This is a genomic window from Halomonas sp. G15 (assembly GCF_021282295.1).
GTDB lineage: Bacteria > Pseudomonadota > Gammaproteobacteria > Pseudomonadales > Halomonadaceae > Halomonas > Halomonas alimentaria.
In genome coordinates, this window is record NZ_JAJSPA010000003.1 from 83,000 (window position 1) to 99,274 (window position 16,275).

The 16,275-nt window shown below is 63.6% G+C and carries 9 protein-coding genes; 7 read left to right on the top strand and 2 right to left on the bottom strand.

The window, feature by feature from the left end:
* Window positions 1-97 precede the first annotated feature (97 nt).
* Window positions 98-1,816 (bottom strand): methyl-accepting chemotaxis protein, encoded by a 1,719-nt coding sequence (locus tag LWH48_RS03035; RefSeq protein ID WP_232911210.1) that lies wholly within the window; start codon window positions 1,814-1,816, stop codon window positions 98-100.
* 260 nt (window positions 1,817-2,076) lie between these two features.
* On the opposite strand from LWH48_RS03035, the gene LWH48_RS03040 reads away from it, so the two are divergent.
* The gene (locus LWH48_RS03040; RefSeq protein ID WP_232911211.1) at window positions 2,077-3,822 is read left to right on the top strand and encodes a methyl-accepting chemotaxis protein; all 1,746 of its coding nucleotides are present in this window, start codon (window positions 2,077-2,079) and stop codon (window positions 3,820-3,822) included.
* Window positions 3,823-3,837: 15 nt separating this feature from the next.
* Here LWH48_RS03040 and LWH48_RS03045 read toward each other — a convergent pair whose 3' ends face one another.
* Window positions 3,838-4,518, bottom strand: a complete 681-nt coding sequence (locus LWH48_RS03045; protein WP_442908288.1) for a transglycosylase SLT domain-containing protein — start codon at window positions 4,516-4,518, stop codon at window positions 3,838-3,840.
* A 219-nt stretch (window positions 4,519-4,737) separates the two neighbouring features.
* On the opposite strand from LWH48_RS03045, the gene LWH48_RS03050 reads away from it, so the two are divergent.
* The 6 genes from LWH48_RS03050 (at window position 4,738) to LWH48_RS03075 (ending at window position 16,272) form a co-directional block, all read left to right on the top strand.
* Window positions 4,738-5,445: a hypothetical protein gene (locus LWH48_RS03050; protein ID WP_232911212.1), complete on the top strand. Its 708-nt coding sequence runs from the start codon at window positions 4,738-4,740 to the stop codon at window positions 5,443-5,445.
* Between the two features lie 409 nt (window positions 5,446-5,854).
* Window positions 5,855-7,342, top strand: coding sequence for an SrfA family protein (locus LWH48_RS03055; protein WP_232911213.1), 1,488 nt, complete (start codon window positions 5,855-5,857; stop codon window positions 7,340-7,342).
* An 18-nt stretch (window positions 7,343-7,360) separates the two neighbouring features.
* A complete protein-coding gene (locus tag LWH48_RS03060) occupies window positions 7,361-10,426 on the top strand; it encodes a virulence factor SrfB (RefSeq protein WP_232911214.1) in 3,066 nt (1,021 codons plus the stop codon).
* Entirely contained in the window at window positions 10,423-13,149 is a 2,727-nt protein-coding gene (locus LWH48_RS03065; RefSeq protein WP_232911215.1) for a putative virulence factor, read from the top strand. Before LWH48_RS03060 ends, LWH48_RS03065 begins: the two co-directional genes overlap by 4 nt.
* Window positions 13,142-14,299 (top strand): hypothetical protein, encoded by a 1,158-nt coding sequence (locus LWH48_RS03070; RefSeq protein WP_232911216.1) that lies wholly within the window; start codon window positions 13,142-13,144, stop codon window positions 14,297-14,299. Before LWH48_RS03065 ends, LWH48_RS03070 begins: the two co-directional genes overlap by 8 nt.
* Complete coding sequence (locus LWH48_RS03075; RefSeq protein WP_232911217.1) at window positions 14,296-16,272, top strand: vWA domain-containing protein; 1,977 nt, start codon at window positions 14,296-14,298, stop codon at window positions 16,270-16,272. The genes LWH48_RS03070 and LWH48_RS03075 overlap by 4 nt, the downstream gene beginning before the upstream one ends.
* Window positions 16,273-16,275: the final 3 nt, after the last annotated feature.

Sequence of the window (16,275 nt, forward strand, 5' to 3'; positions counted from 1 at the left end):
GGCGCTGCGCGCCATGCCTGGCGCACAAGCAAAAGCCCCGGAGCCAGGTGGCCTCCGGGGCAATATGGCCCACATGGACCCGGTCTTTCTCCTCTTCTTAAAACTCCTCCCACTCCGGCTCGCTCGCGCGGGCCGATTGCCTCGCAACGCCACCCGGCGCGGCGCCTGGCCCCTTCTGCTCACGGCCTGCCGGTGCAGATGGCGCCCGAGGCGACTCTTCGGCGGGCCGGAAAGGCGCCTCTGGGCGCTCCCCGCCGATTTCCCGCTGGGCAGCATCCAACTTGAAGGTGTCGATCAGCGCGGCCAGGCGCTTGGCGTCATCCTCCAGGCTGGCCGAAGCCGTGGAGGTTTGCTCCACCAGCGAGGCGTTCTGCTGGGTCACGGCGTCCATCTGGGTGACCGCGGCGCCGACCTGGTCGACCCCCGACTGCTGCTCCTTGGCCGAGAGCGCCAGCTCGTCGACCAGGGTTGCGACCTGACGGATCGCCCCGACCACCTCGCGGATCTTCTCGCCGCTGCGGCCTGCCTGAGTGGAGCCCTCGCTCACCTGCCGTGTCACCTCCTCGATCATGGTGCGGATCTCGCGTGACGAGTCCGCTGTGCGGCTGGCCAGGGTGCGCACCTCGCTGGCCACCACGGCAAAGCCCTTGCCGTGCTCGCCGGCGCGGGCCGCCTCCACCGAGGCGTTGAGCGCCAGGATATTGGTCTGGAAGGCGATGGAGTCGATCACCTCGATGATCTCGCCGATGCGGCGCGAGCTCTCCTCCATGCCGCGCATCTGGGCCACGGTCTCCTCCACCTCCTGGGCGCCGGATTCGGCCTGCTCCGCCGCCTCACCGGAGAGCTGGTTGGCGCGGCCGGCGGTCTCGGTGTTGTGGCGCACGGTGGAGGCGATCTGCTCCATGCTGGAAGCGGTCTCCTGCAGCGCCGAGGCCTGCTCCTCAGTACGCGAGGCGAGGTCCTGGCTGCCCGCTGCGATATGCGCAGCACCGGTGGCCACGCTGTCGCTGCTCTGCTGCAGGGTCCCCACCAGATGACGCAACCGGCCCTGCATATCGCCCAGTGCCGCCAGCAGCTGGCCGATCTCGTTGCGGCCTTCACTCGGGATCCGCGCGGTCAGGTCGCCCTTGGCGATACGCCCGCAGTGGGCCACCGCCTCGCGCAGCGGCGCCACCACCCGGCGGGTGATGAGCAGAAAGACGCCCACAGCGACCAGCAGGGTGAGCACCACCGCCGCGATCTGCAGACGCTTCAGCCAGGCCGACACGGACTCCGCCTTGGCGTAACGCATCTCGGCGCGCGCCTCGGAGAAGTGGATAAAGTCACGCACCAGTTCAGCCAGGCGATTGCCGGACTCGGTCACCTGCCCGCGATAGGCGAAGATCCCTTCCATATCGCCGTCGAGTACCGCTTCCTTGAAGCCTGGGCTCATCAGATCGGCGTAAGTGCTATCGATCGCCTCCACGAAACGCTCTCGCTCACTGGAAGCGCCGATAGTCACCGAACGAAAGTCCTCGATGCGCTCCTCGGCCCGCTGCAGGGATTCCCCCGCCAGGGTGATCTCGCTGGCAGCGTCCTGCTCACGCCCGCCGCGGGTGTACTCGCCGAAGCGCACGATATGGTTACGCATCTCGGCGACGTTGATCTCCATGCGGTTGGCGGCATTGGCCTGGGCGAGGTTGATGCGCGCCAGGTCGTGCAGCGCGGCACCGCTCACCTCCTGGGCGTGAAAGCCGAGCGCGCTGATCCCGAGGATCAATGCGATCAGGATACCGAAGGCCGTGAACAGGCCGGCACGAATGGACAGGTTGCGCATCGAGTTCTCCCTTCTTATGGATGCCGCGCCCGAGGGCGCGATCGGTAACGCCCTGAATCATCGGCGGATAATCGGAAAACTTGAGCAATCTCAACGCACGACAGGCGACCGCTCTCACCCGCTAGCCGGCGGTCCCGTGCGCAACCGTTAGAATCTTGACCAAGGTCAATACATTCACTTCAAGCTAATGCAGGATAGGTCGATAACATAAAGTCATAAGCTGGTAACACCCAAGACGTCGACCACAAGGACCCCGCTCCATGACCTGGACCATCAAGTTGCGCATGACCGTGCTGATCACCGTGATGCTCGCCCTGCTGGCCGGCACTGGCCTACTGGGTCTGAACGGCATCGCCACCGCCAGCCGCAGCGCCGACGCCCTCTACAACGAGAACCTGCAGCGGGCACAGCGGCTCGGCGAACTTAACGAGCGGCTGCGCGAGTCGATGATGGAGCTTTCGATCTCTGCCCAGCACGACTCGCGACTGCGTGTTAGTCAGCTGCATGATCACGAGGTGGACATGCACCTGGAAAACGTCGAGGGTAACCTGGCGGCGATAGAGACCCTGTGGGCCGAGATCCGCGGCGCCGGGCTTGAGGGCGAGGCCGGCCGGCTGGTCGAGACGTTCGATCAGCAGTTCGAGCGTCTGGTGGCCAGCGGCATCCGCCCCGCAATGCCGCTGTATGCCGAGGGCGACTTTAACCAGGCCAACGAGATCGTCTTCGTCGAGGCGATGCCGCCCTTCCGCGAGCTGGTGGCCACCTTGCAGTCGTTGATCGAGGTGGAGGACGCCAGAGCCTCGGCCGCCTACCAGGCTGCCGTCACCCAGGCAGAGCAGCAGCGCTGGATCGTGATTGGCGTGTTGGCCTTCGGCCTGATCGCCGGGGTGGTGCTGGGCTGGCTACTGATGCAACGTATCCTGCGGCCGCTGGCCCGGGCGCGCCATCACCTGGAGCAGATGGCCGAGGGCAATCTCAGCGACGAGATCGACGCCGGCAGCCGTGATAAAGTCGGCCAGATGCTGCTGGTGCTGGCTGATACCCGCGACCGCATCCGCGACCTGATCATTGATATCCAGCGCTCCGCTGGAGCCATCTCCAGCGCCTCGAGCCAGATCGCCGGCGGCAACACCGACCTCTCCCAGCGCACCGAGGAGCAGGCCGCAAGCCTGCAGGAGACCGCCGCCAGCATGGATGAGGTAGCCGCCACGGTGAAGCACAACACCGAGCACACCGGCCAGGCCAACCGCCTGGCCCAGCAAGCCAGCCAGTCCGCCAGCCAGGGCGGCGAGCGCGCCCAGCAGGCCCGTGAGACGATGCACGAGATGGCGCGCAGCTCGGAGGAGATCAGCAGCATCATCACCCTGATCGACGGCATCGCCTTCCAGACCAATATCCTGGCCCTCAACGCCTCAGTGGAGGCGGCACGTGCCGGCGAACAGGGCCGAGGATTCGCGGTGGTGGCCGGTGAGGTCCGCAACCTCGCCCAGCGCTCCGCCGAGGCCGCCAAGCAGATCCAGAGTCTGATCGACCGTAACGGCGAGGTGGTGCACCAGGGCACCCAGCTGGTCGAGGGGGTGGGCGACGCCATGCAGGAGATCGTCGAGAACATCAAGCGCGTCTCGACCCTGATGCAGGAGGTGAGCCGCGCCTCGGACGAGCAGACCCAGGCCATCGATCAGGTCAGCATCGCCATCACCCAGATGGACGAGGTCACCCAGCAGAACGCCGCCCTGGTGGAGCAGACCGCCACCGCCTCGGCCTCGCTGGAGGATCAGGCCCGCGACCTCGACCAGGCGGTGTGCATCTTCCGCGTGGGGCCGACCCAGGCACTGGCAGCGAACGCCGCAGCAGCGGCGGATACCCCTGCTACCCGGGAAGCCGCCTCACCCCGCCACGCGGCAGAGGCCGCCCCGCAGGCAGACAGCCACGGTGACAATCGCGCAATGACACGAAGGGACCGCCGACAGGTGTCGCACACCGAGGACGACTGGGAGAGCTTCTGAGCGGCGGATGCAGCCCTACCCGCGGCAGAAGGGCCAGATCTCCAGCAGGCCGTCGCAGCGGAACTCCGCCTCGCAGCTCGCCAGCTGGCTTCGATAGCGCGCCGCGGTGCTGGCCACGTCGCGGGCGGCGCGCCGCACCGCCGGCTTGCCTCGCCAGCTGCCGCGGCGATAGCCGCCCTGCCCCTCGTGATAGGCCAGGTAGAGATGCTCCGGGTTGTAAAGCGACACGCCGGTCATGCGCCGGGTACGGGCGTTGTACCAACCGATGAAGTCGGTGGCGTGCTTCATGTGGGTGCGCCGCGCGAAGAGCCGCCCGGCATCGGCCTCGTACTCGCCCCACACCGGGTCCTGGGCCTGGGCATAGCCATAGGCCGACGACGGACGCCGCCAGGGGATGAAGCCGAGCAGTTTCGTGCGTGGCGGCTTCACATGGCTGCGGAAGCTCGACTCCCGCTCGATGATCGCCATCTGGGTCGCGACCGGCGTGCCCCACTTCGCCTGTGAGGCGCGGGCGTAGTCGTACCAGTCCGGCTGCTCGCGGAAGATCTCGCAGATGTTGGTCTGGTTCGCCGGCGGCGACGGCGCCAGCATGGCGCAGCCGGAGACCATCAGCGGCAGCAGCACCGCCACCAGCCCGCGCCACAGCGGACCGTGGCGCCGCCTCACGGTCTCGAGGGTCGATTTCTCGCACATCATGATGAAGGGTTCCTGATATCGGCGGTATCCCATTGATCGGCGGCACATGGCGATTCTGAAGCGGAGGGCAGATTTAATTAAAGTTCAGGGCTAAACTGCCGGTCAAAATCAATCGGTTGGACGACTGCCCGACCGTCAGCGAGCCAGGCCCCGCCTCGCTCGCTTTCTTGTGGCCGACAGGAGAGTCGGACTGATACACCACGGGAACTGAACGAGAACATGAACCAGAAAACCATCCGCACCGGCCTTGTCTCTACCCTTATCGCTGCCTGCCTGGCTACTGCCAGCACCGCTCACGCCCTCGACATGAGCGACTCCAGGGTCTCCATCGGGGCCGGCGCCAGCACCACCGGCCTGGGCCTGGATGCCGCCTGGCGCCTGCACGACAACTTCAGCGTTATCGCCGGCTATCACGGCGGCCTGGAGTTTGACGGCGACTACGACACCGATGAGGCCGATTATACCGGTGACATCGACCTGCAGGCCGGCTCGCTCAAAGTGGCCTACCACCCCTTCGGCGGCCGCTTCTACCTGACCGCGGGCGCGATGCTCCCAGACATGGAGGCCAATGTGGTAGGCACCGCAAAAGACGGCCAGGAGTACGAGTACAACGGCAACACCTACACCGCCAACGACGTGGGCACCCTCAATGGCAACCTGACCATCGCCGACGGCGTGCAGCCCTACGTGGGACTGGGCTGGCGCAGCAGCCATGAGCGTGGCCTGGGCTTCTTCTCCGAGGTGGGCGTGATGAGCACCGATGTGGAGGTCTCGCTCAGCAGCTCCAAGAACTTCGAGAACAATGGAACTCCCGAAGGTGACCAGTTCAACGCTGACCTGCGCAAGGAAGAGCAGCGTCTGGAGGACGAGGCCGATGAGCTCTCCGTCTACCCGGTAGCGATGTTCGGCATCAGCTACACCTTCTGAGGCCCCGTAAGCTCATTACGGCAGAAGCCAGGCATGTATGCCTGGCTTCTTGCTTCTACTCAGCAAAAACGCCCAGAACCCCTCCTCATGGCCAGAAATCGCACTGTATGTGAAGAAAAATTAAAGTCTCTCGCTTCAGAACCGATACTGTGGGATAGGCATGACCGAGAAAGCTCCGTTCCATATGCAATCGGTCCGTGCTAATTTAATTTATAGAAAAGTACCAAAAGAGAGCCGGTACGAATCGGCCACTGAATTACGCAAGGGATGGCATAGCAAGTGCAAGGACACCACCTGAAGAGGCTGGCGCGCGTCATAGTGCGCCCAGCTCGTGCTCTTCCTATGACACCTGGCATCCAATACGACTGCGCAACCTGCGCCGACGGCCATGTCATGGGGAGACGCGAGCATGTCTGCGATTCTGCTGCATAGCGGCAAGACGGAACACTTCCGGGCTCTGGGCGATACCGGGCAGCCCGTTTATCACTCTGCGCTTCAGCTACGCAAGGTCATTTCGCGCCGGCTCCCTGGCAAGGAGCGCCACCTGGCGGTTCCCCAGCGCGACCAGCAGGGGGAAGGCGTCGACTGGTACAGCGATATCCAGGGTGATGTCATTCCCTGGAGCAGCGCCACCGAAGGTGAGCGAGAGGACGCCCGCATCCAACTGGAGGCCTTCCGGCAGAAGATCATTGCCCTTAACCAGGCGCCTTTAGAAGACGGGCAGAGCGGAGACCATGAAGTCTTCTCCCGTCTGGTCAAGTGGGTATGTCACTTCCCGGATGAAGGCTTCGTCTATCTTGTCGACGGTACTCCGGTCATCACTTTCTGGGGGTTCATCCACCCGGAGGCTGACCGGCATGCCAACCCGCTTCTCTGCCTGTACCCCCCCGCCACGCCAGCAATGGCAAATCCTGCCCCGCTCTCGGCGCCGGGCCCCATTGTCGAGCCAGTGCCAGAACCCGAGCCACCCGTGGAGCCCGCACGCCCCTGGTGGCGGCGCTGGTGGTGGCTGCTGCCACTGATTCTTCTGTTGCTGGGACTTTTGCTCCTCGGGCTGAGAGCCTGCGCACCCTCCGCCAACACTCCCGGCCTGACCACCTCCTCACCTGAGGTCAGCACGCCATCTGTCGCTTTCCCAGGGTCCTTGTGGGAAGGCTTCGATATCTGGCCGTTCAATCGCTGGGGCAGCGGCTCGACCACGACACCAGGCTTGGCGCTTCCAAGCCTGGGCAGCGACTTGGGGGCTCCTACCATCGATGGCAGCCTTCCCGAGGCGAGCATGCCCGGCATTTCCGTGCCTGACATGGGTTTGCCCGGTATGACTGGAATCGATGGCCAGCCACCCGGCCTTGATAGGCTCGACGAAGCCGCTCCCTCTGACCTACCGGAGTCAGGCGGAATGCCTGATGCCGCTGGGCTGCCGGAAGGCATGGTGCCCCCCGAGATCCCTGCCGAAGGGCTGCCAGTGGCAGGTTCTCCAGGCGAGCTTCCCGCAGAGCCTGGCACAACGAGGCCACCCGCCCAGGAGCCACTTACCCTGCCAGACGATGCCCAAGACGGAGCGGCAGACTTCCTGAACGGGAACTGGCGCGGCGCAGGCGTCATGGACAGCCAGACAGGGCGTCCCCTGCAGGTCACGTATGTCTTCGATCAGGGCGAGGGCCACATGTACATCCAGCGTGGTGGAAGCGACGGCATGACCTGTGCCGGCCCGGTGGCGGCCAACATGCAGGGAGGCCAGCTGCAGGTGCAAGCCCTGGAGAGGGCCCGCTGCGAGGATGGCAGCCACTATGAAATGCCCCGCGTGCAGTGCCACCAGGCAGATGGTGAAACGGCCAGCTGCGCGGCCAGCTACGACGACGAGCCTTTCCCCATGCAGTTACGGAAAGCCAGCTAACAGGACGGTTAACCGATCATGTTGCCAGAAATCATCAAGTTCGAAGAGGTGGCTACCCTGGTCAGCCACTCCGGCGTTCAGTTCATGGACTTCGGCCTGACACTTGACCCGCGCAAGGAACCCGCAGGTGAGTTCAAATACCTTGCCAATACCGACAAGATGCTGACTCGCTTGCTGGTTAATCAGGAAGATGGCGAGCTGTTTCACGTCGTAGAAAGAGCGGGGCTCGAGGACCGCATCGAGGCAGTCCGAGAGTCGGATTTCGATGTCCCCATGGCCACAAGCCTTGAGCAGCTGGATGGCGCCTGGCTGCCTCTCCCCTTCCTGCGCTTCCGTCCGCCCAGCAAGTTCGACGTAGGCCCGGCCAACTGGGCGCGGATGCGTCTGGTGGCCCTGGGCGAGCCGGATCTCGATGGCCATACACACCGCCTCACGCTCGCCTTCGACACCCGCACCCTGCCACGCAGCGGCCATACGGCCTACCTCTGCCCCACCGTTGACGACATCAGCGCCGGCGCCAACTTCCGGGTGGCCACCATGACCATCGACATGAAGTGGTTCATGGATCAGGAGTGGGTCCAGAAATGGCTGGAAGAGCTGTTCAAGGAGGCCAACGAGGGGCTGGACAGCCAGGAGATGAGCGAGGCGCTTGGCGAGCGACTGCACCTGGCCCACTACCTCAATGTGCTCAGCCTGCTCCACCGGCCCATCAAGGAAGAGCATCGCGACCCTGCTCCCCGAGTTGCCATCCCCGATATCAGGGTCATCACCCAGAGCGAAGGCGCCATTCCCGTCGATCTGATCCTGGACGTGGGCAACTCTCGTACCTGCGGCATCCTCATCGAGGATCACGGCCAATCGGGCATGGGCCTGAAGCACAACTACGTCCTCGAGCTGCGGGATCTGGTCGACCCGGAGCGGGTCTATCGTGAGCCCTTCGAGAGCCGCGTCGAATTCTCTCAGACCTTCTTCGGCAAGGACCACCTGTCGGTGAAAAGCGGTCGCCCCGATGCATTTCTCTGGCCCACCATCGCCCGAGTCGGCGTCGAAGCAGGTCGCCTGGCGGGCCGACGCCGCGGTACTGAAGGCTCTACGGGGCTCTCCAGCCCCAAGCGTTACCTGTGGGATGAAGAGCTCTATCGGCATGGCTGGCGCTTCAACAGTGCCTATGTACGAACCGACACAGAGCCCCACGCTACTGCGGCTCCGTTCTCCCACCTGATCAACGAGCTCGGTGATGCCCTGTACATCTTCGCTGAGGAAGATGATCAGATGCCGGTCTTCAAGCCTCACTATTCGCGCAGCTCACTGATGACCTTCATGCTGGCCGAGGTGCTGGCACAGGCATTGATGCAGGCCAACAGTCCAGCCCAGCGTGTGAGGCAAGGACACACCAATCGTCCACGCCAGCTGCGTTCCATCACGCTCACCGTGCCGCCTGCAATGCCTCAAGCGGAACGCAGTCTGCTGGTTGCAAGGCTGGAGCAGTCGGTCGCCCTGGTGTGGAAGAGCCTCGGCTGGCACGACGACGACGAAGAGAAAGATCCCTACCTGGCGGCCGACGATGGAACCCTGCGCGTGCCCATGCCGCGACTTCGCGTCGAATGGGATGAGGCTTCCTGCGGCCAGCTGGTCTATCTCTACACGGAAATCAAGGAGAACTTTGCCGGTCATCCGGAAGAGTTCTTCGATGCGCTGGCTCGCCATGGCAAGCCTGACAGGGAGCGCATCACCCTTGGCACCATTGATATCGGAGGCGGCACCACCGACCTGGTGATCACCGATTACCACCTGGACCGCAACGGCAGCGGCAGCAGTGGCAGCAACGTCTTCGTGGTTCCCGAACAGCGCTTCCGTGATGGTTTCCGGGTCGCCGGTGACGACATCCTGCTCGATGTCATCCAGCTGTTTGTACTACCCAGCTTCGAAGCAGCCCTCAAACAGGCTGGTGTGACCTTTCCTGACGCCATGATGTCGCGTCTATGTGGCCAGGAAGGGGCCAACGCCCAGGAGCAGGTACTCCGCCAGCAGCTCAACCTGCAGGTCTTCACCCCGCTCGGCCTCGCCATTCTCGAAGCCTATGAAGCCTTCGACCCGGAATCACCCTGCCCCCCCGAGACGCTCACCTACGGCGAGCGTCTCGGTGAAAAGGCCGTAAGCGATGCGGTCAACCAATACGTGGAAGTTGCTCTACGCCGCGAGCTGGGACCCGAGTGCGACTTCAATCTGCTTGGCATCCCGCTCACCGTGAACCTGCTCGAGGTTCACCGCGCATTCCTGAAGGACCGCTTCAATATCTGTAAGACCCTGGCCTCGCTATGTGAAGTGGTCTTCCAGTACCAGTGTGACACCTTGCTGATCACCGGCAGGCCTTCTCGCCTGCCGGGCATCCAGGCCTATCTGCGCAAGATGTTGCCGCTACCCCCGGGGCGCATCCTGCCGCTGCAGGGCTACCGCACCGGCAGCTGGTACCCCTTCCATCGCAACGGTCGCATCGACGACCCCAAGAGCACCGCCTCGGTGGGGGCAATGCTCTGCCTGCTCTGCGTGCAGCGTAACCTCTCCAACTTCTTCTTCCGTGCGGCCGCCCTTCGCCCCTACTCGACGATCCGTCATATCGGGCTGATCGATAACAACAACACCATCCCCGATGCCGATGTGACCTACCGCGACATCGCGACTACCGAGGACGGTACCTCCATCGAGCTGGAAGACGAGAGCGGTGACATCCCCGCCATCGAAATGCGCGGCCCGCTGCGCCTGGGCTATCGCCAGCTGTCTGCACAGCGTTGGACGGCCTCCCCGCTGTACACCCTCGACTTCACCGCCGCGGGAGCCGAGAAGTTGGCGAAAGCCGAAGCCAAGAACGGCCAGGCTCCCGTCCTGAAGGTCAAGTTGGCCGTGGACCAACGGGCCAGCAAGGGCAGCCTGATCAGTGACCGTCTGAAGGTCGCCAGCGTGGATACCGATGGCGATGCCAGCTTCAGCACCCGGGACCTGAAGCTGCAGCTCAACACCCTTATCGACGCCGGACTTGGCGATACCAACTACTGGCTGGACAGCGGGAGCGTGAAGCGGACATGAACCAGTTGACCCCTGAACAGAAACGGCTCAGCGCGGGCTGGCAGGCCTTCCACAAGGGGGCCGGCGCCGCCTTGGAGTGGATTGACACAGTACGCGATAGTGCCCCCAGCCTGGATAGCGAAGCCGACCAGCTTAGCCTCGAATTCTACCGTGCACGCAATCTCGGACAGAGCCTGTCCCGTGCTGCAACCACGCCGATGACGGTGGGCTTCTTCGGCCTTTCCCAGGCCGGCAAGTCCTATCTCATCTCGGCGCTCGCCGCAGGCGAGAACGGCAAGCTCGAGACTCAGTACGGCCCGGCTAGGCTCGACTTTATCGAACACGTCAACCCCGTCGGCGGAGGCAAGGAAGCTACCGGCCTGGTCACCCGTTTCAGCCGTTCAGCCAGCTCCGGACCAGCAGAATTCCCCGTAGAGCTTAAGCTGTTCAGCGAGGTCGAGGTCGCCAAGGTACTGGCCAATGCCTGGTTCAACGACTTCGACCACGAGCGCGAAGATGTCTACGAGATTGACGAGAACAAGGTAGCCGCCGCGCTGGCTCCCCACGAGAACACGCTCGACGGCGACATCCTCCCCGGGGTAACGCCGGAGGGGGTCGTGGAGCTCTGGGACTACCTCCACGCCAGCTTTCCCAAGTCGGTCAGCAGGCTCAACGCCCGCTACTGGCCGCGGGTCATCCAGCTGGCCCCACGGCTCAACAGCCACCAGCGTGCCGAGCTGTTCTCACTGTTATGGGGTGAGCAGCCCCAACTGACCAACCTCTATCGCCAGCTCGCCCAGACTCTCGGCACTCTCGGCCATGCCTCTCGGGTCTTTGCCCCGCTGCGCTGCCTGGTGATGCGTGATGGTGACGGATTCAGCCAGCGCGACAGCATCATGAACGTGGATATCCTGGAGCGTCTTGGCCCCCCCCAGGATCAACCCCTGGACATCTGCCCGGTTAAGGGCTCGGAACTCGGCTCACCGGTAAGCTTACCTGTAGCCCAACTGGCTGCCCTGACAGCCGAGCTGACATTTCCACTCGTGGAGCCCACCCGCGACCCGCGAGTCGAAAAGGTCGACCTGCTCGACTTCCCCGGCTACCGGGGCCGCCTCAGCCTGCGTCAGATCGGCGAGCCTGGCAGCCAGGAGGGACTTTCCCAGCTGCTGCTGCGCGGTAAGGTCGCCTACCTCTTCGAGCGCTACACCGACAGTCAGGAAATGAACGGCCTGGTGGTATGCACCAGCTCCAGCAAGCAGAGCGACGTGACCAGTGTGGGGCCGGTGCTGAGTCGCTGGATAGAGAAAACTCAAGGCCAGACGGCTGCCGAGCGGGGCAGCCGCGACCCCGGACTGATCTGGGCTCTGACCATGTTCGACATGCGCATCAATGGCTCCCTCCAACAGCCTGACGGCCAGCTCCGCGAGGGGTGGGAAGGGCTGATCAAGATGACCATGCTCGAGCGCTTTGGCAGCTACGACTGGATGCAGGAATGGGCACCCGGCCAGGCGTTCGACAACACCTTCCTGGTGCGCAAGCCGCGTCTACCAGTGCCCTTCCTGGTTAACGAGGGGGGGCGCGAGATCGCCATTCATGACGATGCTGCCGAAGCGCTTGAGCGCATGGCAGCCACCTTTGTCGAGAGCCCCTCGGTACTGAAGCATGTCAACCAGCCTGATGAAGCCTGGCAAGCCATGCTGGCCCTGGACGACGGCGGCATGTCGCGTATCGGTGACTATTTGGGCCGCATCGCGGGTCTCGAGTACAAGCTCGGGCGTATCGCCAACCAGCTCGAGACCACTCAGCACACCCTGATCAAGGAACGCCTTGCCAAGTGGCATTTCGGCGACTCCGCCGGCGAGGTGGCAGAGAAGCGTGAAACCGCCAAACGCTTCTGGAAGGAACTTCAGACACGACTGCCTTCTTTGGGCGAATTGCAGAACCACCTCGAGCTCGACGATGAGCTGGTACGCGACCTCTACCTCAGCGACAGCGAGGACAGCCTCGTGACTGAGCAGGAGGTCGATGAGGATGAGACGGCAACAGACGATGCCGGTCTATACGGTGGAGGTGCCTTTGGCCTGGAGGGAGGCTTCGGCGACCTGCCCTTTGGCGAAGACCCTGCCAATGTTTCGGACACCACCACTGCTCCCCCTGAAGTCCCGGTGATGCAAAGTGCCGACCACCGCTTTGCTCGGGCTGTCTACAACGCCTGGGTCGGCCATGTACGGGAGCTGCCCCAACGCCAGGGTCTGATGAGGATGCTTGGCCTCGACCGCGAACTGGTAAAGCTGTTGGTCAATGAACTGATCACCGGTGCCAGCCGGCTCAAGGTACAGGAGCGGCTACACGAAGCCCTGGTTAGACGTGTGCAGAGCGGTGCTCGTCGCGACCGCCTGGCGGCACGCCAGGTACTCACGGCTCAGCTGGTACTGGGCGACTTTATCGCCTGGCTCGGCTTTCACTACCTGCCTACCGATCAGCGCCCAACAAGCTTCGTCGGCGCCAAGGCGCCACTGTTTGGCTATGAGCAGCGCCAAGTTCCCAGTGGAGAACCGCCTAATCTACCCGAGCAGCCGGTCAACCAGGCAGTGGTCTATCTGGGCGACTGGCTTTCAGGCCTATGCCTGATGACCCAGGAAAATGCCGGCCACGGTGGCGGGCGTGAAATCTCCATCGAACAGAACGAACGTCTCGGCACAGTGCTGGAGATGTTCACCGCCAGGGAGGCGACTCATGCGTAAGGTAGAACTGCGTCCGCTGGACACCAACCAACCCGGCCTGGGTCAGCTGGTAATCATCGGCTGGCAGGGTGACAACGAGGGCCTGGCGGTCGACATCCAGCGCAATCAGGACGAGTGCTTCCTGCAAGACGACGGGGAGTGGCGCAGCAACGCCTTCCGCTTCCACCTGCCGGCGCTGCAGCCCACCACCGACGGCCATCTCGGGGCGATAGTGGATGGAAAGATCGTCGACCCCCTGCTGGCAAATACGCACTCCACCAACATGGCGCGGGTCTATGGGCCGGACGGCACCCAAGTGGGTCAAGCACGACTACGCCTCGGCAAAGGGCTGATGCCTTCGGGCGCCCAGGGCAGCGCCCCAGCGGTCGATGACAGTGCTGCACTCGATGCGCCTGAGCCAATGCCTGCCTCAGAGCCACCGGCAGCAACGGTGCCGGAGCCCAAAACAGAGCCTGCGCCTCAGCCGGCAGAAGAGCCCCCAGCAGAACCCCAGCCTGAACCTGAGTCCTCAGAACCGCCAGGCACATCTGAGCCGTCGGGCAAAGGCAAGCGTTGGCTATGGATCCTGCTGGCAGCACTGATCCTCGTTGCCATTGTGGCCGCTGCCGCCTGGTTCGGCCTGTACATGCGCGACAAGAACCAACCGGGGCTCGACGAAGGGAGCGCGGTCGAGGAAGCCGTTGAGGAAGAAGCTAGCGCGACAGAAGCTCCAAACCCGGAGCCTACTGAAGAAGCTGACCCCATTGAGTCCACTACAGAGAGCGCACCACAAGCACCTGCCGAAAGTGAGGCCGTCACCGCTGCCGCCCCCTGCTCGCTGCAGCGCATGGGGGAAGTCGGTGAGCTCGAGTTCATTCAGGCCTGTACAGGCAACAGCAGCGCGGAAGACAACATGCTTGAAGTCATCGCTGACGCTCGGGACAACAACCACTGTGGCGTAGCGCGCCGGTTATATGCCCACCAGGCCCTTAATGGTGACGCTGCAGCGGCGCTGGCCTATGCCCAGGAGTTCGACCCCGCGCAACACTCACCCAGCGCCTGTTTCCCCGAGGCAGATGCGGAAACGGCCATCTTCTGGTACGAAACCGCGCTGGGCCTCGACGCAGATAACGCCGAAGCCAGCCAGCGACTGGAGGAGCTTCAGGGATGAGCCCACGCAACACCTTGCTGAGCCTGGCGCTGACCCTGCCGATGGGCACCATCGCTACACCTGCTCTGGCCGATCAGCGGCCGCTACTTCAGGAAGGCAAGCAGACCCTGTACCAGCGTGTGCTGACCACCCCCGGCTGCCGCCTTACCGACCAGGCCGGTGGAGATGGCGGCGAGCTGCAGCCGGCATTCAGCCGCTTCTACGTTTACCAACGGAGCCAGCAGAACGGTGAGGGCTGGCTGGAAGTCGGACCGGACAGCTATGGCAGCACCAGCGGCTGGCTGCCGGAAGCCTGCGCCGTCGACTGGAAGATGCAGCTCACCCTGTCGTTCACCAACCCAGCCAACCGCGATCGCTTGATGTTCTTCGACGATCGCGAGGGCCTGATGACGATCTTCGACGACTTCGAACCTTCCGGCCAGGTGGCGCCGCTGCGTGCCCAGTTGCAGCGGGATGGCGAGGCGCCAGGCATCGTTGCCCAGGAGCCAGAGTACTTCGTCGACCTTCACGAGCAGTTCTATCTACTGCCGATCCTGGAAGGTGAGGAGATCATGACCGAGGCGGGCTTCATGACTCGTCTACTGCGTGTGGCCTCGGTCAGCGAAGCTACGCAGGAGGACGAAACCACCCAGCAAGCCGAGGACATCACGGCCCAGCTACGTGAGTTCAATGCCGGAGTGGTCTTCGTCATCGACTCCACCATCTCCATGGGGCCCTATATCGAGCGAACCCGGGAGGCAGTCGAGCGAATCTATCAGCGCATCGAGCAGGAAGAGCTCACCGAGCAGGTCCGCTTCGGCCTGGTTTCCTTCCGAGACAGTGTTGATGCGGCCCCTGGTATCGACTATGTGACTCGCATGTTTGCCGACCCCAACGAGGTGGAGGACGGCAACGACTTCGTTGACCGTGTTGCCGGCCTGAGTGAGGCCCAGGCCTCCACAGTGGGCTGGGAAGAGGATGCCTACGCCGGTGTGATGCAGGCCATCGACGACGTTGAATGGAGCAACTTCGGTGCGCGATACATCGTGCTGATCACCGATGCCAGTGCCATCGACGGCAACGGCGAGCGCTCCTCCACCGGACTCGATGCAGACCAGGTTCGACTCGAGGCCGCACGGCATGGCATTGCAGTGTATACCCTGCACCTCAAGACACCCGGCGGGCAGGAGCGTGGCGACCATGCCGTCGCGGAAGGTCAATACAGCAACCTTTCTACCTTTGCCGGCACCGGCACTTCGCTCTACTACCCGGTGGATACCGGCGACGTGGCCCTGTTTGGTCAACGGGTCGACGCCCTGGCAACGGCCATCACGGACCAGGTGCATTCTGCCTATCTGGGCGAAGAAGCCATCGGCAGCGCCTTGCACGCTGAGGATGAGACCGAAGATGACGCCAGCCAGCAGCGGCTGATGGATGATATGGAGCTGATCGGTCACGCCATGCGCCTGGCCTATCTCGGCGAGGCAACCGGCAGCCAGGCACCGCCGGTATTTGAAGCATGGATCAGCGACCGCGACCTGATCGCCCAGCACGTTCCCACCACCGAGGTTCGCGTACTCCTTACCAAGGGTCAGCTGAGTGACCTCAGCGACGTGGTCAGCGAGATCCTCGACGCTGCCAATGCCGGACTGATCTCTCCCACCGACATGTTCGAACGCCTGCGTTCCGTCGCGGCCGCCATGGGAGCGGATCCAAACCAGGTGCAGCAGAGCGAAGGTCAGCAACTCGGCGAGCTGGGCCTGATGGGAGAGTACCTCGAGGATCTCCCCTACCAGAGCGAGGTGCTCAACCTCGATGAGATCACCTGGCTGAGCTGGGACGGCTTGCAACAGGAACGCTTCATTCGGCGCCTGGCAACCAAGCTGCGTCACTACCAGCGCTACAACGAGGACGTGGATCGTTGGGTATCGCTTGCCGAAGGCGCCGACCCTCGCGATGACGTCTACCCGGTCCCGCTTGAAATGATGCCCTGACTA

Bases quoted from the DNA above. Each gene is read 5' to 3' on its own strand.
- LWH48_RS03035 (WP_232911210.1), bottom strand. From the start codon at position 1,816: ATGCGCAACCTGTCCATTCGTGCCGGCCTGTTCACGGCCTTCGGTATC.
- LWH48_RS03040 (WP_232911211.1), top strand. From the start codon at position 2,077: ATGACCTGGACCATCAAGTTGCGCATGACCGTGCTGATCACCGTGATG.
- LWH48_RS03045 (WP_442908288.1), bottom strand. From the start codon at position 4,518: ATGATGTGCGAGAAATCGACCCTCGAGACCGTGAGGCGGCGCCACGGT.
- LWH48_RS03050 (WP_232911212.1), top strand. From the start codon at position 4,738: ATGAACCAGAAAACCATCCGCACCGGCCTTGTCTCTACCCTTATCGCT.
- LWH48_RS03055 (WP_232911213.1), top strand. From the start codon at position 5,855: ATGTCTGCGATTCTGCTGCATAGCGGCAAGACGGAACACTTCCGGGCT.
- LWH48_RS03060 (WP_232911214.1), top strand. From the start codon at position 7,361: ATGTTGCCAGAAATCATCAAGTTCGAAGAGGTGGCTACCCTGGTCAGC.
- LWH48_RS03065 (WP_232911215.1), top strand. From the start codon at position 10,423: ATGAACCAGTTGACCCCTGAACAGAAACGGCTCAGCGCGGGCTGGCAG.
- LWH48_RS03070 (WP_232911216.1), top strand. From the start codon at position 13,142: ATGCGTAAGGTAGAACTGCGTCCGCTGGACACCAACCAACCCGGCCTG.
- LWH48_RS03075 (WP_232911217.1), top strand. From the start codon at position 14,296: ATGAGCCCACGCAACACCTTGCTGAGCCTGGCGCTGACCCTGCCGATG.